The sequence below is a fragment of the Thermoanaerobacterium butyriciformans genome, assembly GCF_017874545.1.
Lineage (GTDB): Bacteria > Bacillota > Thermoanaerobacteria > Thermoanaerobacterales > Thermoanaerobacteraceae > Thermoanaerobacterium > Thermoanaerobacterium butyriciformans.
This window is the reverse complement of record NZ_JAGGLT010000014.1, coordinates 26,064-52,653: the sequence shown is the minus strand read 5'-3', so window position 1 is coordinate 52,653 and position 26,590 is coordinate 26,064. Positions and strand designations below refer to the sequence as shown.

Here is a 26,590-nt window from a genome sequence, read left to right as displayed (position 1 = left end):
GTTCTTCTCCTCCCTACTTGGAAGTAGTTTTTAACACACTTAAATATTTTATCATTAAGGTGAAACTCTGTCAATAATAGATATTATTTTGCATTAACTTCTACATTATCACTTTCAGCATTACTTCCAAGGTTGTCTGACTCACCTGCAGTCTTAACAACTATGTTTCTATACCGTGAAAGTCCAGTACCTGCAGGAATCAATTTACCAATGATGACATTTTCCTTAAGGCCTATTAAAGGATCAACCTTTCCTTTTATGGCTGCATCAGTTAAAACTCTTGTAGTCTCTTGGAAAGATGCGGCAGATAAGAATGAATCTGTTGCCAGTGCAGCTTTTGTAATACCCAAAAGTGCCCTGCTACCAGAAGCCGGCCTCAATCCCTTTTCTTGAACCTTCCTGTTTTCTTCTTCAAAGACAAACATATCAACAAGCTCACCAGGCATCATTGATGTATCTCCAGAATCCTCTACTTTAATTTTCCTCATCATCTGTCTGATTATAACTTCAATATGCTTGTCATTTATTTCAACACCTTGTAATCTGTACACTTTTTGAACTTCTTGTAGCAAATACGTCTGAACTGCAAACAATCCTTTTATCTTCAAAATATCATGCGGATTTACAGACCCTTCTGTAAGCTCATCACCTGCTTCAATGTACTGTCCATCTTGAACTTTAAGTCTTGAACCGTATGGTATAAGGTATGTCTTTGAAATATTATTTTCATTATCTGTTATTACGACTTCCCTCTTCTTTTTCGTCTCATTTATCTTCACAACACCTGGTATTTCAGAAATCACAGCTAATCCTTTTGGCTTTCTCGCTTCAAATAGCTCTTCTACCCTAGGCAAACCTTGTGTAATATCAGCACCAGCAACACCACCTGTATGGAATGTTCTCATTGTAAGCTGTGTACCAGGTTCTCCTATTGCTTGTGCTGCGATTATGCCGACAGCCTCGCCAATTTCAACTTGTGAGCCAGTAGCCAAGTTCCTTCCATAGCACATCCTGCAAACGCCATGTTTTGATTTACATGTGAGGAGCGATCTTATTTTAACCTTTTTGATGCCTAATTCTTCAATCTTCTCTGCATCTTCTTCAGAAATCATCGTATTTTTCTTTACTATTATTTGGCCAGTATTAGGATCTTTTATATCTTCTAACGATACCCTTCCACTTAATCTGTCAGCAAGCTTTTCTATTACTTCATTGCCTTCTTTAATCTCGCTTACATAAATTCCTTCATCTGTTCCGCAATCATCTTCTCTTATAATCACATCTTGGCTTACATCTACAAGTCTACGGGTCAAGTAACCTGAGTCAGCAGTTCTCAAAGCCGTATCTGCCAAGCCCTTTCTAGCACCGTGTGTAGAAATGAAGAATTCCAAAACATTAAGTCCTTCTCTGAAGTTGGATCTTATAGGAAGCTCAATTATTCTACCTGCAGGATTAGCCATCAATCCTCTCATGCCTGCTAACTGCTTTATTTGGTTTTTACTACCTCTAGCTCCTGAATGGGCCATCATAAATATTGGATTGAACCTATCAAGATTTGCCATAAGGGCATCACTTACTTTTTCTGTTGTCATATTCCAAGTTCTAATTACGCTTTCATATCTTTCTTCCTCAGAAATAAGACCACGCCTGAACTGGGCATCTATCTTCTTCACTGCCTCATCTGCTTCATTTAAGAGAGTCTTTTTCTCTTCAGGTATAACCATATCAGATACGCTAACAGTTAATGCAGCCTTTGTAGAATATTTATAACCTAATGCTTTAATTTTATCTAGTGTCTCGGCTGTTTTTGTTGGCCCATGTACCCTGTACACTCTATCTAATATCTTTCCTAATTTTGATTTGTCAACAAGTGTTGATATTTCAAGATCAAACATGGTATCGGGATTTGTCCTGTCTACAAATCCTAAGTCTTGAGGGATGGCTGAATTAAATATAAGCTTTCCTATGGTAGTCTCTATGATTTTGGACTTAATCTCGCCATTGACTTCTCTTTTCATCCTTACTTTTATCTTAGCATGGATGTTTATTTGTCCTAATTGATATGCCATCAATGCTTCTTCATAATCTTTAAATATTCTGCCTTCGCCTAAGACGCCGTCTTCATCACCTGTTAAATAGTAACATCCAAGAACCATATCCTGTGTAGGTGTCATAACAGGTTTTCCATCCTGAGGCTTTAATATGTTGTTAGCAGCCAACATCAAAAATCTTGCCTCTGCTTGTGCCTCAACAGTCAACGGGACGTGGACAGCCATCTGGTCTCCATCGAAGTCAGCATTATAAGCCGTACATACCAATGGATGCAACTTTATGGCTCTGCCTTCCACTAATACAGGCTCAAATGCCTGAATACCCAAACGATGCAGTGTAGGTGCTCTGTTTAGAAGTACAGGGTGTTCCTTTATGACATCTTCTAAAACGTCCCACACTTCTGGGCGGACTTTCTCAACCATTCTTTTTGCACTTTTTATATGCTGTGCAATTCCTTCATCAACAAGCCTTTTCATGACAAATGGTTTAAAAAGTTCAAGAGCCATTTCTTTAGGAAGACCACATTGATAAAGCTTAAGCTCTGGCCCTACCACAATAACAGAACGTCCAGAATAGTCAACCCTCTTACCTAAGAGGTTTTGCCTAAATCTTCCTTGTTTTCCCTTTAGCATGTCTGACAATGACTTAAGTGGCCTATTGCCAGGGCCTGTTACAGGTCTTCCTCTTCTGCCATTGTCTATCAGTGCATCTACAGCTTCCTGAAGCATTCTTTTTTCATTTCTAACTATAATATCTGGAGCACCTAGGTCAAGAAGCCTTTTCAATCTATTGTTCCTATTTATAACTCTTCTATAGAGATCATTTAGATCTGATGTTGCAAATCGTCCACCATCTAGCTGAACCATTGGTCTTAAATCAGGTGGTATAACAGGTATAACGTCTAATATCATCCACTCAGGTTTATTCCCAGAATCCAAAAATGCCTGCACAACTTCTAATCTTCTTATAGCTCTAACTCGCTTTTGACCAGTTGACTCTCTTATTTCTGCTTTTAATTCTTTGGATAACTTCTCAAGGTCTATTTCCTGCAAAAGCTCTTTGATAGACTCGGCACCCATGCCGGCTTTAAACTTATTTCCATATTTATCAAGGTATTCCCGGTATTCCTTCTCACTTAACAACTGTTTCTTAGATAAATTTGTTTCACCGGGATCAATTACAACGTATGATGCAAAGTACAAAACTTTTTCAAGTGCTCTTGGGGACATGTCAAGTATTAATCCCATACGGCTAGGTATTCCTTTGAAATACCAAATATGGGAAACAGGAGCAGCAAGCTCAATATGCCCCATCCTTTCACGCCTAACTTTTGATCTCGTTACTTCGACACCACATCTGTCGCATATGACACCTTTGTACCTTACTCTTTTATATTTCCCACAGTGGCATTCCCAATCTTTAGTAGGTCCAAATATTTTTTCGCAAAATAGTCCTTCCCTCTCTGGTTTTAATGTCCTGTAGTTTATAGTTTCAGGTTTTTTTACTTCACCTCTTGACCATTCTCTAATCTTTTCAGGTGAAGCCAGTCCTATTTTCATTGAATCGAAATTTTTAAGCTCAAACAAGGAGTTTCGCTCCCTTCATAATTATTTTATATATCATAATCATCATCGAAGCTGTCACTGTCACCAAAATCAATGTCACTAGGTTCAAAGTTTAAATCATCCAAGCTGTCTTTATCTTCATCGTAATCTTCATTAAACTCTTCACCATAATTTACTTCTGTTGGTGCATCTTCTCTTCCCTCAATATTTATATTTATTGTATCTTCTGAAATATCATCGTCATCTTCATCTTCAAATTCTTTTAATGCTACTTCCTGATTATCTTCAGTCAATACTTTCACATCAAGGCAAAGACTTTGCAATTCCTTTACCAAAACCTTAAACGATTCTGGAACACCAGGCTCTGGTATATTTTCACCTTTAACTATAGATTCATAAGTTTTTACACGGCCTGTTATGTCATCAGATTTGACGGTTAATATCTCTTGTAAAGTATGTGCTGCACCATATGCTTCAAGTGCCCATACTTCCATCTCACCAAATCTCTGACCGCCAAATTGTGCTTTACCGCCAAGCGGCTGCTGTGTAACCAATGAGTATGGTCCTGTAGATCTTGCATGCATTTTGTCGTCTACAAGATGGTGTAACTTCAACATGTACATATATCCAACCGTAACTGGATGGTCAAATGGCTCACCAGTCCTTCCATCGTACAGTTGAATTTTTCCATCCGGTGAGAACCCCGCTTTTTCAAGCAGCTCTTGTATATCTTCCTCATGAGCTCCATCGAAAACCGGTGTGGCCATATACCAGCCTAAAGCTTTTGCTGCAAGACCTAAGTGGACTTCCAGTACCTGACCTATATTCATACGAGAAGGAACTCCAAGAGGATTCAAACATATCTGAAGTGGCGTACCATCAGGCAGGAAAGGCATATCCTCAACAGGAAGAATTCTCGAGACGACACCTTTGTTACCGTGTCTTCCTGCCATCTTATCACCAACAGATATTTTTCTTTTCTGAGCGATAAAGACTCTAACCATTTCATTTACTCCTGGCGGTAACTCATCGCCATTTTCTCTCGTGTACACTTTGACATCTACAACTATACCGCCTTCACCGTGAGGAACTCTTAAAGATGTATCTCTTACTTCCCTTGCTTTTTCTCCAAATATAGCCCTTAAAAGTCTTTCTTCAGCGGTAAGTTCCGTTTCACCTTTTGGTGTTACTTTTCCAACGAGAATATCACCTGCTGTAACTTCTGCACCAATTCGTATGATTCCACGTTCATCAAGGTCTTTTAATGCCTCTTCACCAACATTTGGTATATCCCTCGTTATTTCTTCAGGCCCTAATTTTGTATCCCTAGCTTCCGATTCATATTCTTCAATGTGAATAGATGTAAGTGCATCATCTTTCACAAGCTCTTCACTAATTAAAATTGCGTCTTCGTAATTATAGCCTTCCCATGGCATGAACCCAACAAGCACATTGCGTCCAAGGGCAATTTCACCCAATTCTGTAGAAGGACCATCGCTTATAACCTGTCCTTTTTCAACTCGATCTCCTTCATTTACTATTGGTCTACAGTTTATGCAAGTTCCCTGGTTTGATCTCTTAAATTTAAGCAGCTCGTACTCGTCACGTCTCCCGTCATCTGTTCTTATCACTATTTTATCTGCAGTTACCCTCTCGACTACACCGCTATTTCTTGCAATATTCACAACACCAGAATCTCGTGCAGCTTTATATTCGATACCAGTTCCAACAATAGGTGCCTGTGGCACAAGAAGTGGAACAGCCTGTCTTTGCATGTTTGAACCCATCAAAGCTCTGTTTGCATCGTCATTTTCCAGAAAAGGAATCATAGCGGTAGCAACAGAAACCACCTGCTTCGGAGAAACATCCATGAAATCCACTTCTTCTCTGGGCACTGACAAAATATCATCTTTAGAGCGGACTGTAACTCTCTCATTTACAAATCTATTTTCCTCGTCAAGGGGTTCATCAGCCTGCGCTATTACATATTCATCTTCTACATCTGCAGTCATATAGACAATTTCATTGAGAACTCTACCTGTAGCTTTGTCCACTTTTCTGTAAGGTGCCTCAATAAATCCATATTCGTTTATCCGTGCATATGTAGCAAGGGAACCTATAAGTCCTATATTTGGTCCTTCAGGCGTTTCTATAGGACACATCCTGCTGTAGTGTGTATGATGAACATCCCTAACCTCCATTCCGGCTCTCTCACGACTCAGTCCTCCTGGACCTAATGCACTCAATCTTCTTTTATGTGTCAGCTCTGCAAGGGGATTAGTCTGATCCATAAACTGCGAAAGCTGCGAACTTCCAAAAAACTCTTTAATTGCAGCAACAACGGGCCTTATGTTTATCAAATTTTGAGCAGTTATCTCACTGACATCCTGTATTGTCATTCTTTCTCTGACTACTCTTTCCATTCTTGATAGACCAATTCTAAACTGATTTTGAAGCAATTCACCAACAGATCTCAGCCTTCTATTTCCAAGGTGATCAATATCATCTACAAATCCTATTCCAAATGAAAGATTCAAATTGTAATTTATAGAAGCAATTATATCATCTTTAGTTATATGCTTAGGTATCAATTCATCCATTCTGCGTTTTATTTCATTTTTTATTTCATCCTCATTTGTAAAATTACTAAGTATTTCTTTTAAAACTCCTAATTGAACTTTTTCCTTAATGTTTAAATCAGAAACGTCAAAAGGAAGAGGGTATTCGTTAATATCAACAGTATTATTGCCAATAACCTTTATTGGTCTTCCTTCTACTAGCACTTCAACTACATTTATACCACAATCTTGTATTTTTTTAGCCGTCTCTCTTGATATTCTTTGCCCCTCTTCAACTATAATTTCACCTGTTATAGGATTAACAATCTTTGTAGCTGCCTTTTGATTTGTCAATCTAGAACTTAATGCAAGTTTTTTGTTGAATTTATAGCGTCCAACATAAGCAAGATCATATCTTTTTGGATCAAAAAACAAAGAATACAAAAGGCTTTTAGCACTGTCAACTGTAGGAGGCTCACCGGGTCTCAATCTTTTATAGACTTCAAGCAAGCCTTCTTCTTCAGATTTCGTAGTATCTTTGTCAAGTGTAGCTTTTATCCTTTCATCTTCCCCAAAAAGATCGAGAATCTGAGCATCTGTTCCATAGCCCAGCGCTCTTAAAAATACAGTAATTGGAACTTTCCTTGTCCTATCTATTCTTACAGAAAAAATATCATTAGAATCTTCTTCGTATTCAAGCCAAGCTCCTCTATTGGGGATAACAGTTGCAAAAAAGAGTTTCTTCCCTAATTTATCAAACTGTTGTTCGTAATATACGCCTGGCGACCTCACCAATTGGCTTACAATAACACGTTCTGCACCATTTATTATGAAGGTGCCTTTATCTGTCATCAAAGGAAAATCACCCATGAAAACTTCCGATTCCTTGATTTCTCCTGTATCCCGATTAGTCAGTCTTACTTTTACTTTCATAGGTGCAGCATATGTCGTGTCTCTATCTTTGCACTCCTCTACAGAGTATTTAGGATTGTCATCAAGCTTATAGTCAAGAAATTCCAAAGACAAATTGCCGGTAAAGCTCTCAATTGGAGAAATATCTCGGAAAACTTCCCTTAAACCTTCTTCAAGAAACCACTTGTACGAATTTTTTTGCACCTCAATAAGGTTAGGCATTTCCAAGACTTCTTCAATCCTTGCAAAGCTCATACGCTTCTTATAGCCGGCATCAACAGGATGTAACATCCACTTCACCCCTTATAAATTTAAAATAACCAAAAGAGAAAGCTTTTGGATAATTTACAGAAAGACATAATTATTATTTGCCAGAATACATACAAATATTCTATTATTTACATGTTCATAAAAATTTTATTGTTTCGTACTTCATTTTATGTAATAAAATGACACTGTTAATGCAATATATAATATTACCACAATAGCAAAACCATGTCAATAAGAAAACATTCATTGGAAAGAAAAAAAGCATCCTTTTCGAATGCTTTTTTTCTTAAGTCTAATTTTATTTTTAATTATTTTATTTCTACTTTTGCTCCAACTTCTTCGAATTTTGCCTTTATTTGATTTGCTTCATCCTTGCTTACGCCTTCTTTAATTGGCTTTGGAGCACCTTCAACAAGGTCTTTTGCCTCTTTCAAGCCAAGATTTGTAACTTCTCTAACTACTTTTATTACCTTAATCTTTTCTGAACCTACATCTGTTAGTATAACGTCAAATTCTGTCTTTTCTTCTGCCGGTGCTGCTGCCGCGCCAGCTGCAGGTGCTGCTGCTACAGCAACAGGTGCTGCTGCAGATACTCCAAATTCCTCTTCAAGAGCTTTTACTAAATCAGCTAATTCTAAAACTGTCATACCTTTTATAGCTTCTAAAATTTCTTCCTTATTCATTACAAATACCTCCATTTAAAATTTTTTATTATGCTTCTTTTTTCTCTTTAACAGCATTTAAAGCTATTACAAGACTTCTTAATGTACCAGATAATACATATACAAGATTGTTTATTGGAGCTTTCATGCTGCCAAGTGCTTTTGCAATGAGTTCTTCTTTTGATGGCAATTCTGATAATGCTTTAATTTCTTCTGGACCTACCAGCTTTCCATCAACAATACCTGCTTTTAATTCAAGTCCTTTATTGTTCTTTAAAAATTCAACTAAAATTTTTGCAGGTGTAACAGGATCATCGTATCCAAAAGATACCGATGTTGGTCCTTCTAAGTACTTCTTTAAGTCGTTATATCCCAATTCTTGCGCTGCACGCCACATCAAAGTATTTTTGTAGACTTTATACTCTGCATTCGCTTCTTTAAATTTTCTCCTTAAAGCGGTATCGTCCTCAACTGTCAAGCCACTGTAACTAGTAAATATGACGGATTGTGCTCTTCCCAGTTTATCTTTAAATTCACTAACGACTTTTTCCTTAGCTTCCCTAGCTGTACTCAAACTTACACCTCCCGTCCATAATATTAAAAGGATCCCCCGTAGACATGAGGATCCTTTTTAACTTTATCAAAAACCTCGGTAGGATTTACGTGTTGCCACACCTACTGTCTACGGTAAGTTTTCAATTTTACTTTAAGAGTATATCATTATTGTGTTGTTATGTCAACAGCTTTTATAAAATTCTTTGTGGATTAACCTTTATTCCTGGTCCCATTGTTGAGGAAAGAACAACACTTCTTAAATATTGTCCCTTTGCAGCTGCAGGTTTAGATCTTATTATAGCATCCATTATCGTTTTGAAATTTTCAACTAATTTCTCTTGTCCGAAAGATACTTTCCCAATCGGCACATGTATTATTGAATTTTTATCTACTCTGTACTCAATTTTACCAGCTTTAACATCTTTTACTGCTTTCTCAATATCAAATGTAACAGTACCAGCTTTTGGGTTTGGCATCAAACCTTTTGGTCCTAAAACTTTACCAAGTCTACCCACAACACCCATCATATCTGGTGTAGCTATAACAACATCGTAGTCAAACCAGTTTTCATTTTGTATCTTTGAAACAAGTTCCTCTGCACCAACATATTCTGCACCAGCAGCCTCAGCTTCTTTCGCTTTATCACCTTTTGCAAAAACCAAAACACGAACTGTTTTACCAGTTCCATGAGGCAATATTACAGTTCCTCTAACCTGTTGATCAGCATGCCTCGGATCTACGCCAAGTCTTACAGACAAATCAACAGTTTCGTCAAATTTTGCTTTAGCAGTCTTTAAAACTAAATCAACAGCTTCATTTGCATCATACAATCTTGTAGAATCTATCAATTTAACACTATCTAAATATTTTTTCCCATGTTTCATTCTATTTTTTACCTCCTTGTGGTATTTTTCGGACATTCATCCTCCCACTAAAAACATCTATTGCTCAATTTCAATACCCATACTTCTAGCAGTACCAGCTATCATTCTCATAGCAGCTTCAATATCTGATGCGTTCAAATCTTTCATCTTTAGTTCAGCTATTTCTCTGACTTTATCTTTTGTTATCTTTGCAACTTTTTGTTTATTTGGCTGTGGTGAACCACTTTCAATGCCAGCCGCTTTCTTTAAAAGCACAGCCGCAGGCGGCGTCTTTGTGATGAAAGAAAATGATCTATCAGCATATATTGTAATAACTACAGGAATGATCAAACCAGCTTGTTTAGCTGTCCTTTCATTGAATTCTTTACAGAAACCCATTATGTTGACACCATGTGGTCCAAGTGCTGTACCTACTGGTGGAGCTGGTGTAGCCTTTCCTGCAGGTAACTGTATCTTTACCACTGCAGCAACTTTTTTAGCCATGTTTACACCTCCTAATTTATGTCATTTTATTGGATTTTTTGAATCTGGACAAAGTCAAATTCGACTGGAGTCTCTCTTCCAAACATCGAAATTAAAACTTTAGCCTTTTGTCTGTCAAGGTAAATCTCTTCAACAACACCGATGAAATTTTCAAGTGGTCCGGCAATAACTCTAACACTATCGCCTACTTTTATATCTACTGACGTCTGTGCTTCTTTAATGCCTAAACTTCTGACTTCCGCTTCAGTAAGTGGTACCGGCTTAGAGCCAGGCCCAACGAAGCCAGTTACACCTCTGGTATTCCTGACAACATACCATGATTCGTCATTCATAACCATCTTCACAAGTACATATCCAGGAAATACCTTTCTATCAACAGACTTCTTTTTGCCGTCTTTAATTTCTACCACTTTTTCTGTCGGAACAACAATCTGATGTATTAAGTTTTGAAGGTTTCTATTTTCAACAGACTTTTCCAGATTCGCTTTAACTTTATTCTCATATCCGGAATAGGTATGGACTACATACCATTTAGCTGAGTTCGTTTCAGACATCTTCGATTTGGGGATTGACCCCATCCTCCTTTAACTTTTTATAATTAATTTCAGTAGATAGCTAAAGGCCGAGTCTGCAAGAAATATTAATAAAGTAAATGCTATTACAACGACTAGTACAACTTCAGTATATGTCAGTAAATCATTTCTTGTTGGCCACGTAACTTTTTTCATCTCGGCTTTTATTTCCCTAAAAAACTTCCCGACTTTTCTCCTTTCATCGGCAGCCATCGAATCACATCCCTTTATAACATGTATTTTACCTTGTCTCTTTATGCAATGTATGTTTTCTGCAGAACCTACAGTATTTCATAAGCTCTATCCTATCAGGATCATTTTTCTTATTTTTCGTAGTGTTATAGTTCCTTTGCTTACATTCCGTGCAAGCTAATGTGATCTTAACCCGCAACAATTCCACCTCCCGGAATTTAAAACTACTTTTAAAACTTTATCATAAATATTAATTTATGTCAATCTAATTGTATAAACTCAAAAAAAGCCAGGTAAAATACCCAGCCCTTTTTATGACAGAATCTTGGAAACAACACCGGCTCCTACTGTGTGTCCGCCTTCCCTTATAGCAAATTTTAATCCTTCTTCCATTGCTATCGGTGTTATTAATTCTATTGTCATCGTTACATGGTCTCCGGGCATTACCATCTCTACGCCCTCTGGTAATTCTATTACTCCTGTTACGTCTGTTGTCCTGAAGTAAAACTGTGGTCTGTATCCATTGAAGAACGGTGTATGTCTTCCGCCTTCTTCTTTTGTTAACACGTATACTTGTCCTTCAAATTTCGTGTGCGGTTTTACTGAACCTGGTTTCGCTAATACTTGCCCTCTCTCTACTTCCTCTCTTGTTACTCCTCTTAACAGTACTCCTATGTTATCTCCTGCTTCTGCTTCGTCTAATGTCTTCCTGAACATCTCTACTCCTGTTACTACTGTCTTCTTGCTTTCGTCTGATAAGCCTATTATCTCTACTTCGTCTCCTACTTTTAATTTGCCTCTCTCTACTCTTCCTGTTGCTACTGTCCCTCTTCCTGTTATTGTGAATACATCTTCTACTGGCATCAGGAATGGCTTGTCTACATCTCTTTCTGGTGTCGGTATATAACTGTCAACTACATCCATTAATTCCCATATCTTGCCGCACCACTGACAGTCTCTTTGTCCGCATCCGCATTCCATTGCTTTTAATGCTGAGCCTACTACTATCGGTGTGTCGTCTCCTGGGAATTCATATTCGTTTAATAGTTCTCTTACTTCCATCTCTACTAGTTCGATTAATTCTTCGTCATCTACCATGTCTGCTTTGTTTAAAAATACTACAATGTATGGTACTCCTACCTGCCTTGCTAACAGGATATGCTCTCTTGTCTGCGGCATTGGACCATCTGCTGCTGATACTACTAGTATCGCTCCGTCCATCTGCGCTGCTCCTGTTATCATGTTCTTTACGTAGTCTGCGTGCCCTGGACAGTCTACATGCGCATAGTGCCTTTTCTCTGTCTCGTATTCTACGTGCATTGTGTTTATTGTTATTCCTCTTGCTTTCTCTTCTGGTGCTTTGTCTATTTCATCATACGCTGTGGCTTGTGCCATTCCTTGCTTTGACAATACTATTGTTATTGCTGATGTTAACGTCGTTTTGCCATGGTCTACGTGCCCTATCGTTCCTATGTTTGCATGGGGTTTCTTTCTTTCAAATTTTTGCTTCGCCATTTTTCTTTTTTCCTCCTACTTTAATAAACTCATCCACGCGTTTCTATTGTTTTAAATATAAAAAAATAAAATTGGAGCCCATGACCGGGATTGAACCGGTGACCTCCGCCTTACCAAGGCGACGCTCTGCCGACTGAGCTACGTGGGCAATCACTATTTTGCATCGATTTTAAATTTTACTATAAAAGCTTTAAAATGTCAATAGTTAACTATTTCTCATCTCGAGATACCTTTCAAGCTTCCTCTTGACTCTCTGGAGGGCATTGTCTATTGATTTTACATGTCTTCTAAGCTCAACAGCAATTTCTTGATACGATTTGCCGTCAAGATAAGATATAAGCACTTCCCACTCAAGATCGCTTAACATTTCTCCAATCTTGTTTTCGATGTTAACGTATTCCTCTCGGTTTATTATTAGCTCTTCAGGATCAGATATACACTCACTCGATACAACATCCATCAAAGTTCTATCAGATTCTTCTTCAAAGATAGGCTTGTTCAGAGAAACGTAAGAATTTAGAGGAATATGTTTCTGCCTTGTTGCAGTCTTAATAGCAGTTATCATCTGTCTTGTTATGCATAGTTCCGCAAACGCTTTAAATGAAGAAAGTTTATCACTTTTGAAATCGCGAATAGCCTTATACAGCCCAATCATACCTTCTTGCACAATATCTTCTTTGTCTGCGCCGACCAAAAAGTAGGAACGTGCCTTTGCTTTGACAAAAGAATAGTACTTATCAATGATAAATTCCAATGCTGCTTCATTGCCCCTCTGGGCTTCTTCTACGACATCGCCTTCATCCATTGATGAAAACACATTGTATAAATCTATTTGTGCCCCCGGTTTCACAAAAATCGCCTCCGCTTATAGGCCAAGTTCACATAATAATTATACTTTTATTAAAGATTATAGTCAAGAATATTTTTTATCATTCAGCCATTTTCCGCAGTTTTTTTATAACTTCCTCAGAAAGCCTTGATTCAATACTATCCTTTTTGTCATCTTTTGCATATAATTTCTTCTTGTTTTCCAAATAATTATTCAATTCTTCGTATAATTCCCTAGCTGACATTCTTATGGCCCCTTGACCCAAAACAACTTGCTGTAAAATCCAGTCAGAAGTTACAACAACAACCTTATCATTTTTTATTATATCTTTTATGATTCCTTCTATATAACTATCGGCAGATTCACCTTCCTTCGTATATACAACTTCAAGCCCGCTATAATATTCATGCTTTTGCTGGCTTCCTTTTACATACATTGCATCAAAAACCAATATTATGTTAAATCCTGTATACCCTCTAAAATTTAAAAGTATATCTATCAATTTCTGCCTAGCATCTTCAAGACTGCTTTTAGCTTCAAGCTTTAAATCTTGCCAATTGTTTATTATATTGTAACCATCAATCACCATATACATCAGATCACGCCTTACCCATCCTCTGTCTTACAACCTCGTACATAAAAATAGAAGCCGCAACCGACGCATTTAAAGAATTTATATTCCCTCTCATGGGTATTTTCGCTATATAATCACAATTCTTTTTTGTAAGCTCAGACATTCCTCCTCCTTCGCTGCCTATTACAACTGCTACAGGCACAGTATAATCGACATTTTGAAAATCGACGTCTGCATCTAAACTGCTTCCAACAATCCAAACCCCTTGCTTTTTAAGATTATTTATAGCATTGTTTATATTAGAAACTTTAGCTATTTTAATGTATTCGGTAGCACCTGCTGACGTTTTTACAACTGTACTATTGACAACAGCGGATCTTCTCTTTGGTATAATGATACCATGAGCAGAAAAAGCTTCCGCAGTCCTTATTATGGCACCTAGATTATGTGTATCTGTGATTCCATCCAATAGCAAAATAAAAGGCTTTTCACCTCTTTTATCCGCGTATTCAAGTATGTCTTCAATTTCATAATACTTGTATAAGGAACATAAAGCTGCAATTCCTTGGTGATTGCCATAATTAGACAGTTTATCCAAAGTTCCATTATCTGTCGTAGAAACGATTATATTTTTATCCCTTGCTGCTTTTATAATCTTAGAGATATTACCCTTTGCATTTTTTGATACATATATTTTTTCAATTTCACGACCGCTATTAATAGCTTCCAAAACAGGATTTCTTCCGTATATTATATTTTCATTTTCTTTCATAATCTAACCCTCATTTATATTATATTTAATGCACAGTTAAGTATTTCATCTAGCCTATCGTATCTTCCTAAAAGATATAAATATCCTAATAGTGCCTCAAATGCAGTAGCCAGCCGGTATTCTTCAATACCGGCGTGCTTTGGAATAGTTGCACTTTTTACATTTCGTCCTCTCCTTATTATGTCCTTTTCTTCTTCGTCAAAAATATCATAAAGCTTTTTTAAAATTTCAGACTGAGATGATGCTTTAACATATTGTACACATTCTTTATGAATTTTATTTATAGGCCTATTTCCCTTAACAGCGATGTGCGTTCTTATGAATAAATCATAAACGCTATCGCCAATAAAAGCCATTATAAGTGGAGATAAGCTCATAACCTCTTGTTTCGAAAGTATTTTATTGTTTTTTATAATAAAGCTATCCATTAAATCCTCTTCCACCTTACTCCACTAGGAGTATCTTCTAATGCTATCCCTTGTTTTTTAAGCTCATCTCTTATTTTATCAGCTTCTGCCCAATTTTTCGCCTTTCTAGCTTCCTCTCGCTTTTCTATCAATTTCTTTATTTCATCATCAAGCAATTCACGCTTTTTATATGATATACCAAGTACAGAAGACAATTTTAAAAATATATCTAATATATATTCTATCAATTCTTTAGGAGAATTTCCATCAATATTTGTATTAATATCCCTCACCATCTCAAAAAGAACCGAAATTGCATCGGCAGTATTAAAATCGTCGTCCATTGCTTCTTCGAACCTTCTTTTATATTCATCATATTTCTCTTTATATGCTTTTTCCTCATCACTTAACTCCCTGTCTAAAGCATCATCTAAAAGATGTCTAAGATTGTCAACTGTATTGCTTAACCTTAAAAATCCACTTTTTGACTGTTCTAGAAGGTCATGACTGAAATTTATAGGATTTCTGTAATGTGATGTCAACATGAAAAATCTCAATACTTCCGGATCATATTGGCTTGTTATATCCCTTACAGTAAAAAAGTTATTTTTTGATTTTGACATTTTTTCGTTATTGATATTTAGATATCCAATATGCATCCAGAATCTTGCAAATTCCGCGTCATTAGCAGCTTCACTTTGTGCTATCTCATTTTCATGGTGAGGAAATATCAAATCAGGACCTCCTGCATGTATGTCTAGTGTTTTCCCTAGATACTTTGTTGACATTGTAGAGCATTCAATGTGCCAGCCAGGTCTCCCCTTCCCCCATGGACTATCCCAGGAAGGTTCCCCTTCCTTAGCAGCTTTCCAAAGGACAAAATCTGTTGGATTTTTTTTATCCTCATTTACTTCTATCCTCGCTCCTGCTTTTAGTTCATCGATATTTTTATGCGAAAGCTTACCATATTCTTTGAACTTCGTTGTGTCGTAATACACATCGCCATTTAATACGTAAGCAAATCCCTTATCTATCAATTTTTTTACAAAATTGATTATATCATCTATGTTTTCGGTAGCTCTTGGATGAACCGTAGCTCTTTTTATTCCAAGACTATCCGCATCTTTAAAATACTCCTCAATATATCTGTCAGCCAATTCCTTGACAGTCGTATTTTCTTCATGTGACCTTTTGATAAGTTTATCATCTATGTCAGTAAAGTTTTGTACATAGTTCACCTTATATCCTTTGTATTCAAAGTATCTTCTAACCGTATCAAAAACGATAAACGCTCTTGCGTTTCCTATGTGTATAAAGTTATACACAGTTGGACCACATACATACATGTTTACAATATTATCATTCAAAGGAACAAACTCTTCTTTTTTTCTTGTTAATGTATTATATATCTTCATCTCTATCATCCTCCATGTTATTCATATAAGACTCCAGTTTCTTTATCCTAGCTCTCAAACTTCTGATTTCGTCCTCTATAGGATCAGGTAACTTACCGTGCTCTAAGTCAATATTTAATTTTGAAGCTGACTTGACCTTTATATTATCTTTTTTCACGCAATGTCCTGGAACACCTACGACAGTGCAATTAGGCGGAACGTCGTGCAGTACAACAGCACCTGCCCCTATTTTTGTATTATCGCCTATTTTGATAGGACCTAAAACTTTAGCACCACTTCCTATTACAACATTGTTCCCTATTGTAGGGTGCCTTTTCCCTTTATCTTTTCCAGTACCTCCCAGTGTAACACCCTGATACAGTGTTACATTATCACCTATCTCTGTAGTCTCCCCTATCACTACCCCCATGCCATGGTCTATGAAAAATCCCTTACCTATTTTTGCGCCAGGATGTATTTCAATTCCCGTGAAAAATCTGTTAAATTGCGATATAAGCCTTGATAATAACAATAGTTTCCTATTATATAAATAGTGAGCGATTCTATGCATTATTATAGCATGAAATCCCGGATAGCATAAAACCACTTCCAAAACGCTTTTGGCTGCAGGATCCCTTTCAAATACTACTTTTATATCCTCCTTCAATGTTTTAAACATTAAAATCAATCTCCCTTTGAAAAAATTAAATAAATGGTAAAAAAATCCCCCATCATCCAGAGACGAGGGGGCTCGCGGTTCCACTCTGATTGAGTAAACTCCACTTGTATTTATAACGGATACCCGTACGCTTAATTGCGTATAGCTCATGGGTGCACTTCACACAATATATCCAGAAGCTGCTTTCAGCCCATGACAGCTCCTCTCTTTTGGAATCTACTATGCTACTCTCCCACTCATCACATTTACGATATTATTTTCATCGCTTTATCAATCCTGTATAATATCTTTTGTTTACCTAAAAGAGGAATTATCATTACAAGTTCTGGTCCATGATCCTGTCCTGTTATAGCAAATCTTATAGGCATGAAAAATGCTTTGCCTTTAACCCCTATCTTCTTCTGCAACATCTTAAGCAATGTTTTAACAAACTCTTCACTGATATCTTCCATATTTTCGATCTCTTCTTTGAAGCTCTTCAAAACTTTCATTGCATCGCCACATAATATATCGTCTTTTAGATTATCGTCATATTCAATATCATCATCAAAAAACATTTTCGCTTTGTCTTTTAATTCTGCAACATAATGCAGACCGTCTTTGAAAAGAGACACTACCTTCTTTAGCCATTCATAAGTCTTATCATCAACATCTTTGATATAACCTGCTTCTTTAAAGTATGGTATTGCTAGGTCTACTATTCTATCTACAGAACTCATTTGAATATAATGTTGATTCATCCAGTTTAACTTTTCAATGTCAAACACAGGATTTGCACTGTGAATTTTATTGAAATTGAACTTTCTTACTATTTCATCTTTTGACATCAATTCGACATTATCTTCAGGCGACCAGCTTAAAAGCGATAAAAAGTTAAACATGGCCTCAGGTAGATAACCCATCTCTCTATATTGTCCAATGTAAGTATTGCCATGCCTCTTTGACAGCTTAGTCCTATCTGGCCCTAAGATGAGTGGCGCATGTGCGAATACAGGAGGTTTAAAGCCTAATGCTTCGTATATAAGCAGCTGCTTTGGTGTATTGTAAATGTGGTCTTCTCCTCTTATAACATGGGAAATCCTCATAAGCGTATCATCAATTACAACTGCAAAATTGTAAGTGGGCATACCATCAGATTTAACTATTATCATATCTCCACCCAGTGTATCTGATTTAATCTCTATTCTCCCTTTTATCATATCATCAAACGCTATTATAACATCATCAGGTATAATAAACCTGATTGATGGTTTTCTGCCTTGTCTTAAGTATTCCTCTTCCTGTTCTTTAGTCAAATGTCTACATCTTCCCGAATACCTCGGTATGTCGCCTCTTTTAACAGACTCTTCCCTATCTTTATCCAGTTCTTCAGGTGTACAGTAACATCTATACGCCTTACCTTCTTTTATAAGTTGTTCTGCATATTGTCTATAAATATGAAGCCTTTCGCTTTGTCTGTAAGGTCCATAATCACCAGGTTTATCAGGCCCTTCGTCCCACTCAATGCCAAGCCAATTTAACTCTTTAAAGATGAGCTTTTCAAAATCTTTTGACGACCTAGTCAAATCCGTATCTTCTATCCTTAATATCAGCTTAGCACCTTCGCTTCTTGAAAATAGATAATTAAACAAAGCCGTACGAATATTACCAATATGAATCGCACCTGTAGGACTTGGTGCAAATCTAACTCTTTTCTCCATATAGCCATCTCCATCTTTTGTATTCATCATATACATTATACAAATTTTATGTCATTCTTACAATACATCATTACTAAAATTGTTTGCAAAGAGGTAGCATGCGCTACCCCAAGCAAATCATTTAACAGTCATATGATTTACTTTGACAGACGGAATACTTGTAAGTTCCTTTGAAAATTCATTTATATAGTTTTCATCCCCTCGTACATTCAATGTTATAAGCCCGTTATCATCGCTGTCATCATGTATTCCGAATCTCGCCAATATATTTTGACCGTGTTTAGTCAACACCTCTTGAACTTTAGGTGCAAAATCTGATCTTTTATCAACGGAAATGCCCATTATGTAAATCGACATGCAACCACTCCTTTCTACTTTATTTTTTTATTAATCGCAAAATATTATGCGAATAAAAAAGGAGCATTTAGCTCCTATATACTATTAATAATCAGTTCTTTAACCTTATTTACCACTTCATCATAATTTAATTCAATTGAATTTTCATCTCTTCTAAGTTTTAACTCAACAATGTTGTCCGAAGCCTTTTTACCTACTGTTATCCTTATAGGTATTCCCAATAGATCAGCATCATTAAACTTAACTCCTGCCCTTAAATCCCTATCATCTATCAGCGTCTCAATGCCAGCCTTGCTTAATTCATCGTATATTTTTTCTGCCAAATTCCTTTGTGCATCGTTAGAGACATTGACTGGCACAACAATGGCATGATATGGAGCTATAGACATAGGCCAAATAATACCTTTATCATCGTGATTTTGTTCTATTGCGGCAGCAGCAATCCTATTTAACCCAATGCCATAACAGCCCATTATCATAGGCTTTTCATTTCCATTCTCATCAATGTAATTTGCACCAAGTGCATCTGAGTATTTTGTCCCTAGTTTAAATATGTGTCCTACTTCAATACCCCTCTCAAGTTTTAAAGGATTCCCGCATCTAGGACATTTATCACCATCTACGACTTTTCTAATGTCTGACACCACATCTGCCTTAAAGTCTCTTCCGTAATTTGCATTTTTTAGATGGTAATCTGTTTCATTTGCACCTACGATGATGTTTTTCATCATAGGCACCTCTGCATCAGCTATCAAAAGGACATCTCCTTTAAGCCCAATAGGACCTGCAAATCCTACATTTGCGCCTGTTACACTTCTTACGGTTTCTTCATATGCCAAATCTATATCATTTTCATTTACTTTAAGCAAATTCGCTAATTTCACAGTATTTACTTCTCTATCTCCTCTTACAAGTACCGCTGCAATTTTACCTTTATACTTATATATCAAAGTCTTAACAAATTTATCTGCTTTTACGTCTAAATATGATACGAGCTCATCAATTGTCCTTACATCTGGCGTATGAATCTTTTCTAATGGCTTCATTTCCTCATCGCTTTCATGCTCTACAATGCATTCAGCCTTTTCCTCATTCGCGGCATATCCGCAGCTATCGCAGTAGGCTATTACAGCTTCCCCTACACTTGAAGTGACCATAAACTCTTTCGAGTCTTTTCCTCCCATCGCACCTGAGTCTGCTTCAACAACTGTGTACTTCAATCCACATCTATCAAATATTCTGCAGTAAGCATCGTACATCTTGTCAAAAGAAACATCAAGTCCATCCCAATCAGCATCAAAACTATACGCATCCTTCATTATAAACTCGCGGGATCTCATGACTCCAAACCTAGGCCGCCTCTCATCCCTGTACTTCGTCTGTATCTGATATATAGTCAAGGGAAGCTGTCTATATGACTTCACTTCATTTCTCACAAGATCCGTAAATACCTCTTCATGTGTTGGCCCCAAGCAAAATTCTCTATCATTTCTGTCTTTTAGCTTAAACATCTCAGGTCCAAACACATCCCATCTTCCAGATTCTTTTAAAAGTTCCGCAGGTATGATAGCAGGCATAAGTACTTCCTGTGCACCTGCTCTATCCATTTCTTCTCTTACTATTTCTTCAATCTTTTTAAGTACTCTTTTTCCAAGAGGAAGATAGATATATACGCCTGATGCAAGCTTTCTCATCATAGCAGCTTTTAACATAAGTGTATGACTTGGTATCTCCGCTTCTGCCGGAACTTCTCTTAATGTTGGTATAAGTAATTGTGATAGTCTCATCGTTTACCTCCTAATATTTATCATGTTTGTATTTTATTTAATTTAATTTTAACTGTCAATACATTTTTCAATCAGGCTTACAATTGCATAAGCCGATATTCCTTCTTTTCTTCCTGTAAATCCAAGCCCTTCTTCAGTCTTGGCTTTAATGTTAACTCTGTCAATTCCTATATTTAACACTTTCGACAAGTTTCTCGCTATGGCATCTTTATATGGAGATATCTTAGGCTCTTGAGCTACAACAATACAATCTATATTATTTATAGCAAATTTGCCTTTAATCAAGTCCATAGTCTTTTTAAGAAGAACAGTGCTATCTATATCCTTATAAATCCACTCTGAATCAGGAAAATGCGTTCCTATATCTCCAAGTCCTGCAGCACCAAGAATTCCGTCAATCACCGCATGTATTAGCACATCCGCATCAGAATGACCCAGTAGCCCTTTCACATATGGAATTTGAACACCACCTAATATTAATTTCCTTCCTGCCTCCAGTTTGTGCACATCGTATCCAATTCCAACCCTCATAGCAACACTCCTTTATCTTTTAATATCAAAATTGCCATTTTTATCAACAAAAAGATCTATTCTACTATTTCTATACCTGCCAGAAGGCTTAAGTGTTTTAACAGTAAATCCTTTATTTGTGTGAATCATTATTGACCTTATTGAAAAGTCTGGCGATGAAAAATGATATTCTCCTTCTTCGTTAAAAGACATATACCAATTCACCTTTCCAAAAATGTTGTATTTTTTTAACTTCTGACCTCTGTCCAATACAATCACTTTGCTATCGGTCAAAATGTTTACAAAAGATGTTATTTTTTCAAGCAGGCTAACTTTAGGCGCCTCTTCTACGCCAAATATTTCTTTAAGATCCGGTATTGACGCATTTAATATGCCTCCATGTCCTGCATCCAGAACATGCTGGTTTCCATTTACACCCAAAGCACTTTTAATTAATACAGTTCCATCTCCTTTGTCATCTCTTACAACGCCTACAGCCCGCCCATCCGGCCATACAATATCGTCGTCGCTTTCTGTCACTTGAATAAATTTATTTGTGTATATTCCATTACCTGAAAATACATATATCTCATTCGCTCTTTCATACAATCTATCAATAGAATAATTTAATTCATTTAAAAAATCATTCTGCTCCTTCATATAAAGTATATTTTTAAATAATATTTTATTGTTTTTAATTGGATATTTAAAAACATAGTTTCCATACTCATGAGTTGGTAAGAGGCATTTTATGGATGGAATGTATTTTCTAATTATCATAAGCTCATCTTTTTCACCTTTTATTTTGCCTATTGCCCATATAAAACCTCTTAAAAGTATATTTAAAAAATCTTCGTCATTATCAGGTGGGACTGCTCCACCTTCCCATGCATAATATGCATTAGCAGCACCATAATGAGGCGATGACAAAAATATGATTTTGTCTACATCATTCCTGTAATAATCTCCTTGAACATAGCTTCGCAACAATAAACCACCCATGCTGTGGCATACAACATCAACTTTATCACAGTTGTTTTTTATTTTTGCCTCATTAATCTTGGACATAAGCGTATTTACACATTCAGGTATATCTTTCCACCACTCATAATAACATATAAAAAGGTTTTTCCCTTCTGTGTATCCTAACGTTTTAAGATTGTTAATAAACGAATCGTATATATAACCTGCAGGTCCAAATCCCCATGCTTTCCCAACAAGTGTGGGAACATATATTGAACCAAAAATTCCGTGTACAAATACAAGAGGCCTTCTCATTATAATCACCTCATATAATCTCAACTACAATACTCCTATAATAATTATATGAGATTTAAAGCATAATGTTATTGATATATTATATGGTCTTCAAGAAAGCCTCTGATATTATTAGATCTTCTGGTGTAGTTATCTTGATATTCCTGTAACTCCCTTCGACAAGCTTGACTTTGTATCCAAGCCTTTCAACAAGGACGGTATCATCAGTACCTAAAAATCCATCTTCTATTGCCTTTAAATGTGCTTTGTATATAAGTTTGTAGTCAAAAATCTGAGGTGTCTGAATTGCCATAAGGCGGTTCCTGTCAGGTGTGTCAATGACAAAATTATCATTATCAACAACTTTTATTGTATCTTTTACAGGAACTGCAATGCCTACAGCACAATGACTTTTAGCTTCTTCTATGCCTTTTTGCAATGTCACCCTGTCAATAAAGGGCCTCGCACCATCATGTATCAATACTATATTGCACCGATTATCTACCGATTTTAGACCCATGAAAACAGATTCTTGTCTCTCAGACCCTCCCACAACTATATGCTTAACTTTTTTAAAATTATATTTATCAACTATTTCACTTTTGCAAAATCTCAAATCCGATTCAGACACCACTAAAACAATCTCATCAATTTCATCAACATTTTCAAAAGCCTTTATAGTGTAATAGAGAACTGGTTTTCCATTCAAATTTAAAAAAACTTTGTTTAATTTTGTTCCCATTCTTTTGCCTTTACCAGCAGCAACTATTATCGCACTAATAAACATAATGCACCCTCTAAATAAAATATACTGGTAAAATTATATCACAATCAGTGCCTTTCCGCCATTAACAAAATAAAAAAGGCATTCTCTAATAGAGAAAATGCCCAATTAAACTACATAGCTTTTTCCTGATCTGATTGCTTTGGTTTCGCAAATATCATTCTGCCTGCTGCAGTCTGCAACACACTCGTAACCAATACATCTAAAGTATCGCCTATATGCTTTTTACCTCCATCAACTACTATCATCGTGCCGTCATCAAGGTATGCTATCCCTTGCCCTGACTCTTTTCCATCTTTTATTACCTGCACAACCATCTCTTCTCCTGGTAGTACCACAGGTTTAACGGCATTTGATAGCTCATTTATATTAAGCACCGGCACACCTTGAAACTCTGCTACTTTATTTAGGTTATAGTCGTTTGTTATGACTTTTCCATTCATCATCTTGGCAAGCCTCAAAAGCTTGGTATCTACTTCAGATGCATCAACATCTTTATCTATAATCTGGACCTTCAAATCAAGCTCTTTTTGTATTTTATTTAAGACATCAAGCCCTCTCCTTCCTCTGTTTCTCTTTAAGGAATCGGATGAATCTGCTATGTGCCTTAATTCCTCAAGAACAAAGTTGGGAATTATAAGAGGTCCTTCTACAAATCCCGTCTTACAAATATCAAATATTCTCCCATCAATTATAACACTTGTATCAAGAATTTTAGGAATTTCATTTATTTCTACCTTTTGCGATTTTTGCTGACCCATCTTTTTTACTATCGCAAATAAATTCATAAATTCATCCTTTTTCTTCAATGATATACTTATACCAAGATAACCAAAAAACACGCTAATAATTATAGGAATGACTTTACCAACAATCGGTAGCTGATAAATTGGAGCACTTATAAGATTTGCCAGAATTAAGCCAACGATTAGCCCAAAAGCTCCTATTAAAATATCATATATAGGTGATTTCTGAAGTGCCATTTCAAGCCATGTTTCAAAATCTTTTCCCCATTTAATAAGTTTAGGAGAAAGAATGAAAAATATGATTCCACCTAGCAATGCACCAACTGCGTATATGATAACTGATGTAATACTAGTTAATGTTAAATTCATCAGTTTTTGTAGGTTTAAAACTGCCACAGACAAATAAACCGCTTCAAATCCAAGTCCCAAACCTACTAATGAAATAATCCCTCTTACTATTTTATAAAGCATATATTCACCTCCATTTCTATTATTATCAAATATGTCATTAAATATAAGTCAATGGGGAAATTTTATAAAAAAATACATAGCAAATTTTACATGTATAGCGCTTCTTCAATAAAAGTATACTACTAATAGATAAACATTGTCAATTTACAAAAAATTTCATCATGTTATAAATGTTATTTCGTGTAAATATTGACAACACAACATTTACAAGTATATAATTAATCTAAGATTTTAAAAAAACGGGAGTGGGCATAACCATGAAGGATATAATAGTCGATGATCTACAAAACACAGTAGAAGAATTTCTAATTCGTCACAAGAGCATTCTCGATATTTTAACAAAAATTCAAGAAAGCAGCGGCAGAGTCAACAGGGCAGTAGCAAAATCAGTAACAGAGTGCGGATGCTTAAAGATTAATGCTCAAAAGCAAGAAATACCTGAAGATGCAACTATCGAAGATGCACATACGTATATTAAAACACACATTGATGGAGAACTGTGTGATAACTGCAGAGAAGTCTTAGAAACAGAAATCGGTAACAACATATTTTATATAATTGCGCTTTGTAATACACTTGGTTTAAATTTCTACGATATTCTGCTTAAAAAAGATAAAGAGCTAAATACGCTGGGAGTTTTTAATATGCTGTAATTTTAGTGGGTAAAACCCACTTTTTTAATTTTTAAAGATGTCCATCAATTCAATAATGTTTTTAATTCTTATTACATTTATCCCTTCGGTTTTCTCCATTTTCATGTATGGAACGAATATTGTTTTGAATCCCATCTTTTTTGCTTCACTGATTCTTCTTTCTAAATTGCTTACTGCTCTAACCTCGCCTGTTAAACCTACTTCACCGGAAAAGCAGATATCGTTAGATATTGGCACATTTAAATAGCCTGACATTACTGCTGATACAATTCCTAAATCTGCTGCAGGTTCCTGAACCTTTAATCCTCCTGCAATATTTAAATATACATCTGATTGTGAAAGATTGATTCCACACTTTTTCTCTATAACAGCCAGCAGAAGGACAAATTTGTTGTAATCTATCCCTGTAGACATCCTTCTGGGCAACCCGAAATTAGTGTGGCATATAAGCGATTGAACTTCTAGAAGAATCGGCCTTGTACCTTCCATTGAGCTTATCACAGCTAAACCTGGCGCATTTAAATCTCTGTTAGAAAGAAGCACCTCAGATGGGTTTTTTACTTCTTTAAGGCCTTGAGACTCCATTTCGAATACACCTATTTCATTTGTAGAGCCAAATCTATTCTTATATGCTCTCAATATTCTAAACGATTGTGTTCTATCACCTTCAAAGTACAATACGGTATCTACCATATGCTCTAATACTCTTGGACCTGCTATAGAACCTTCTTTTGTAACATGTCCTATTATGAATGTGGTTATTCCATTTTGCTTTGCAAGCCTCATAAGGTGCTGAGTAACTTGCCTTACCTGAGATACGCTTCCAGGTATAGTTGTGCTTTCTTCCGCATACATAGTTTGTATAGAATCAATTATCATAAAACCCGGTGATATTTTTTCTATATGCTTTTCAACATTATTTATGTTTGTCTCAGCCAAAAAATATATATTCTGTTTTCCTCCTATAATTCTGTCAGCTCTTAGCTTTATCTGCCTTGATGATTCCTCACCCGACACATAAAGAACTTTTGTGAAGTTAGACATAATATCCGAAACCTGTAAAAGCATTGTGGACTTACCAATCCCAGGTTCACCACCTATTAAGACCAATGAACCCTGCACTATACCACCACCCAGCACCCTGTCAAATTCGCCAATACCTGTCTTTATGCGGTCTTCATCTTTTGCTTCTACATCTTTCAAAAGCTCCACTTTTGATGTTAATAACTCCTGCTGCGACTTTTTATCATCTTCTTTCTCAACCTCTTCTACAAACGAATTCCATTCATCGCAGTTAGGACATCTGCCCATCCATTTTGTACTTTCAAATCCACATTGCTGACATACAAACTTAGTCTTTTCCTTCTTCACTTTGCCACCGACTTTCCAATTTAATCTATATTTATTATAACATAGAAGGCAATAAAAATAGGACACCCTCGCTGACGAG

The 26,590-nt window shown here is 36.3% G+C and carries 25 protein-coding genes, 1 tRNA gene and 2 other annotated features; of the genes, 1 reads left to right on the top strand and 25 read right to left on the bottom strand.

Annotated elements, in window-relative coordinates; genetic code table 11:
- Positions 1–83: 83 nt before the first annotated feature.
- The 24 genes from rpoC to J2Z80_RS07110 form a co-directional block, all read right to left on the bottom strand.
- A complete protein-coding gene (gene rpoC / locus J2Z80_RS07225; protein WP_209453797.1) occupies positions 84–3,638 on the bottom strand; it encodes a DNA-directed RNA polymerase subunit beta' in 3,555 nt (1,184 codons plus the stop codon).
- Between the two features lie 26 nt (positions 3,639–3,664).
- Positions 3,665–7,378, bottom strand: coding sequence for a DNA-directed RNA polymerase subunit beta (gene rpoB / locus J2Z80_RS07220; protein ID WP_209453796.1), 3,714 nt, complete (start codon positions 7,376–7,378; stop codon positions 3,665–3,667).
- Positions 7,379–7,665: 287 nt separating this feature from the next.
- On the bottom strand, positions 7,666–8,040 hold the full coding sequence (gene rplL / locus J2Z80_RS07215; RefSeq protein ID WP_015310886.1) for a 50S ribosomal protein L7/L12: 375 nt from the start codon (positions 8,038–8,040) through the stop codon (positions 7,666–7,668).
- 28 nt (positions 8,041–8,068) lie between these two features.
- Positions 8,069–8,593 carry a 50S ribosomal protein L10 gene (gene rplJ / locus J2Z80_RS07210; RefSeq protein WP_015310885.1) on the bottom strand — a complete coding sequence of 175 codons (525 nt, stop codon included), beginning with the start codon at positions 8,591–8,593 and terminating at the stop codon, positions 8,069–8,071.
- A gap of 14 nt (positions 8,594–8,607) precedes the next feature.
- Positions 8,608–8,725: a sequence feature (ribosomal protein L10 leader region), on the bottom strand.
- A 40-nt stretch (positions 8,726–8,765) separates the two neighbouring features.
- Positions 8,766–9,458: a 50S ribosomal protein L1 gene (gene rplA, locus J2Z80_RS07205; RefSeq protein ID WP_209453795.1), complete on the bottom strand. Its 693-nt coding sequence runs from the start codon at positions 9,456–9,458 to the stop codon at positions 8,766–8,768.
- Between the two features lie 57 nt (positions 9,459–9,515).
- Complete coding sequence (gene rplK / locus J2Z80_RS07200; RefSeq protein ID WP_013296965.1) at positions 9,516–9,941, bottom strand: 50S ribosomal protein L11; 426 nt, start codon at positions 9,939–9,941, stop codon at positions 9,516–9,518.
- A 26-nt stretch (positions 9,942–9,967) separates the two neighbouring features.
- Complete coding sequence (nusG, locus tag J2Z80_RS07195; RefSeq protein WP_013296964.1) at positions 9,968–10,495, bottom strand: transcription termination/antitermination protein NusG; 528 nt, start codon at positions 10,493–10,495, stop codon at positions 9,968–9,970.
- Positions 10,496–10,525: 30 nt separating this feature from the next.
- Positions 10,526–10,726: a preprotein translocase subunit SecE gene (secE, locus tag J2Z80_RS07190; RefSeq protein WP_015310882.1), complete on the bottom strand. Its 201-nt coding sequence runs from the start codon at positions 10,724–10,726 to the stop codon at positions 10,526–10,528.
- A 28-nt stretch (positions 10,727–10,754) separates the two neighbouring features.
- Positions 10,755–10,904 carry a 50S ribosomal protein L33 gene (gene rpmG / locus J2Z80_RS07185; RefSeq protein ID WP_013296962.1) on the bottom strand — a complete coding sequence of 50 codons (150 nt, stop codon included), beginning with the start codon at positions 10,902–10,904 and terminating at the stop codon, positions 10,755–10,757.
- Between the two features lie 113 nt (positions 10,905–11,017).
- The gene (gene tuf, locus J2Z80_RS07180) at positions 11,018–12,220 is read right to left on the bottom strand and encodes an elongation factor Tu (protein WP_015310881.1); all 1,203 of its coding nucleotides are present in this window, start codon (positions 12,218–12,220) and stop codon (positions 11,018–11,020) included.
- A 72-nt stretch (positions 12,221–12,292) separates the two neighbouring features.
- A tRNA-Thr gene (locus J2Z80_RS07175) sits at positions 12,293–12,368 on the bottom strand.
- A 57-nt stretch (positions 12,369–12,425) separates the two neighbouring features.
- On the bottom strand, positions 12,426–13,070 hold the full coding sequence (gene sigH, locus J2Z80_RS07170) for an RNA polymerase sporulation sigma factor SigH (RefSeq protein ID WP_209453794.1): 645 nt from the start codon (positions 13,068–13,070) through the stop codon (positions 12,426–12,428).
- Positions 13,071–13,149: 79 nt separating this feature from the next.
- Positions 13,150–13,644 (bottom strand): NYN domain-containing protein, encoded by a 495-nt coding sequence (locus J2Z80_RS07165; RefSeq protein WP_209453793.1) that lies wholly within the window; start codon positions 13,642–13,644, stop codon positions 13,150–13,152.
- 4 nt (positions 13,645–13,648) lie between these two features.
- Positions 13,649–14,395: a 23S rRNA (guanosine(2251)-2'-O)-methyltransferase RlmB gene (rlmB, locus tag J2Z80_RS07160; RefSeq protein ID WP_209453792.1), complete on the bottom strand. Its 747-nt coding sequence runs from the start codon at positions 14,393–14,395 to the stop codon at positions 13,649–13,651.
- A 14-nt stretch (positions 14,396–14,409) separates the two neighbouring features.
- Positions 14,410–14,823 (bottom strand): Mini-ribonuclease 3, encoded by a 414-nt coding sequence (locus J2Z80_RS07155; RefSeq protein WP_013296957.1) that lies wholly within the window; start codon positions 14,821–14,823, stop codon positions 14,410–14,412.
- On the bottom strand, positions 14,823–16,217 hold the full coding sequence (cysS, locus tag J2Z80_RS07150) for a cysteine--tRNA ligase (RefSeq protein ID WP_209453791.1): 1,395 nt from the start codon (positions 16,215–16,217) through the stop codon (positions 14,823–14,825). The genes J2Z80_RS07155 and cysS overlap by 1 nt, the downstream gene beginning before the upstream one ends.
- Positions 16,204–16,875, bottom strand: coding sequence for a serine O-acetyltransferase EpsC (gene epsC / locus J2Z80_RS07145; RefSeq protein WP_013296955.1), 672 nt, complete (start codon positions 16,873–16,875; stop codon positions 16,204–16,206). Before epsC ends, cysS begins: the two co-directional genes overlap by 14 nt.
- Before the next feature lie 55 nt (positions 16,876–16,930).
- Positions 16,931–17,124 (bottom strand) — a binding site (T-box leader).
- Positions 17,121–18,575 carry a glutamate--tRNA ligase gene (gene gltX, locus J2Z80_RS07140; RefSeq protein ID WP_209453820.1) on the bottom strand — a complete coding sequence of 485 codons (1,455 nt, stop codon included), beginning with the start codon at positions 18,573–18,575 and terminating at the stop codon, positions 17,121–17,123. (Overlaps the previous feature by 4 nt.)
- 117 nt (positions 18,576–18,692) lie before the next feature.
- Positions 18,693–18,932 (bottom strand): hypothetical protein, encoded by a 240-nt coding sequence (locus J2Z80_RS07135; RefSeq protein ID WP_013296953.1) that lies wholly within the window; start codon positions 18,930–18,932, stop codon positions 18,693–18,695.
- 74 nt (positions 18,933–19,006) lie between these two features.
- Positions 19,007–20,719: a proline--tRNA ligase gene (locus J2Z80_RS07130; protein WP_209453790.1), complete on the bottom strand. Its 1,713-nt coding sequence runs from the start codon at positions 20,717–20,719 to the stop codon at positions 19,007–19,009.
- Between the two features lie 48 nt (positions 20,720–20,767).
- Entirely contained in the window at positions 20,768–21,250 is a 483-nt protein-coding gene (gene ispF / locus J2Z80_RS07125) for a 2-C-methyl-D-erythritol 2,4-cyclodiphosphate synthase (RefSeq protein ID WP_015310875.1), read from the bottom strand.
- Between the two features lie 12 nt (positions 21,251–21,262).
- A complete protein-coding gene (locus J2Z80_RS07120; RefSeq protein WP_209453819.1) occupies positions 21,263–22,507 on the bottom strand; it encodes an esterase/lipase family protein in 1,245 nt (414 codons plus the stop codon).
- Between the two features lie 79 nt (positions 22,508–22,586).
- A complete protein-coding gene (gene ispD / locus J2Z80_RS07115) occupies positions 22,587–23,273 on the bottom strand; it encodes a 2-C-methyl-D-erythritol 4-phosphate cytidylyltransferase (RefSeq protein ID WP_209453789.1) in 687 nt (228 codons plus the stop codon).
- Positions 23,274–23,383: 110 nt separating this feature from the next.
- A complete protein-coding gene (locus tag J2Z80_RS07110) occupies positions 23,384–24,487 on the bottom strand; it encodes a PIN/TRAM domain-containing protein (protein ID WP_209453788.1) in 1,104 nt (367 codons plus the stop codon).
- A gap of 257 nt (positions 24,488–24,744) precedes the next feature.
- Between J2Z80_RS07110 and J2Z80_RS07105 the strand changes: the two genes are divergently transcribed.
- Positions 24,745–25,140, top strand: a complete 396-nt coding sequence (locus tag J2Z80_RS07105; RefSeq protein ID WP_209453787.1) for a nucleoside triphosphate pyrophosphohydrolase family protein — start codon at positions 24,745–24,747, stop codon at positions 25,138–25,140.
- A 24-nt stretch (positions 25,141–25,164) separates the two neighbouring features.
- Here the strand turns inward: J2Z80_RS07105 and radA are convergent, their stop codons facing one another.
- Complete coding sequence (gene radA, locus J2Z80_RS07100) at positions 25,165–26,511, bottom strand: DNA repair protein RadA (protein WP_209453786.1); 1,347 nt, start codon at positions 26,509–26,511, stop codon at positions 25,165–25,167.
- Positions 26,512–26,590 lie beyond the last annotated feature (79 nt).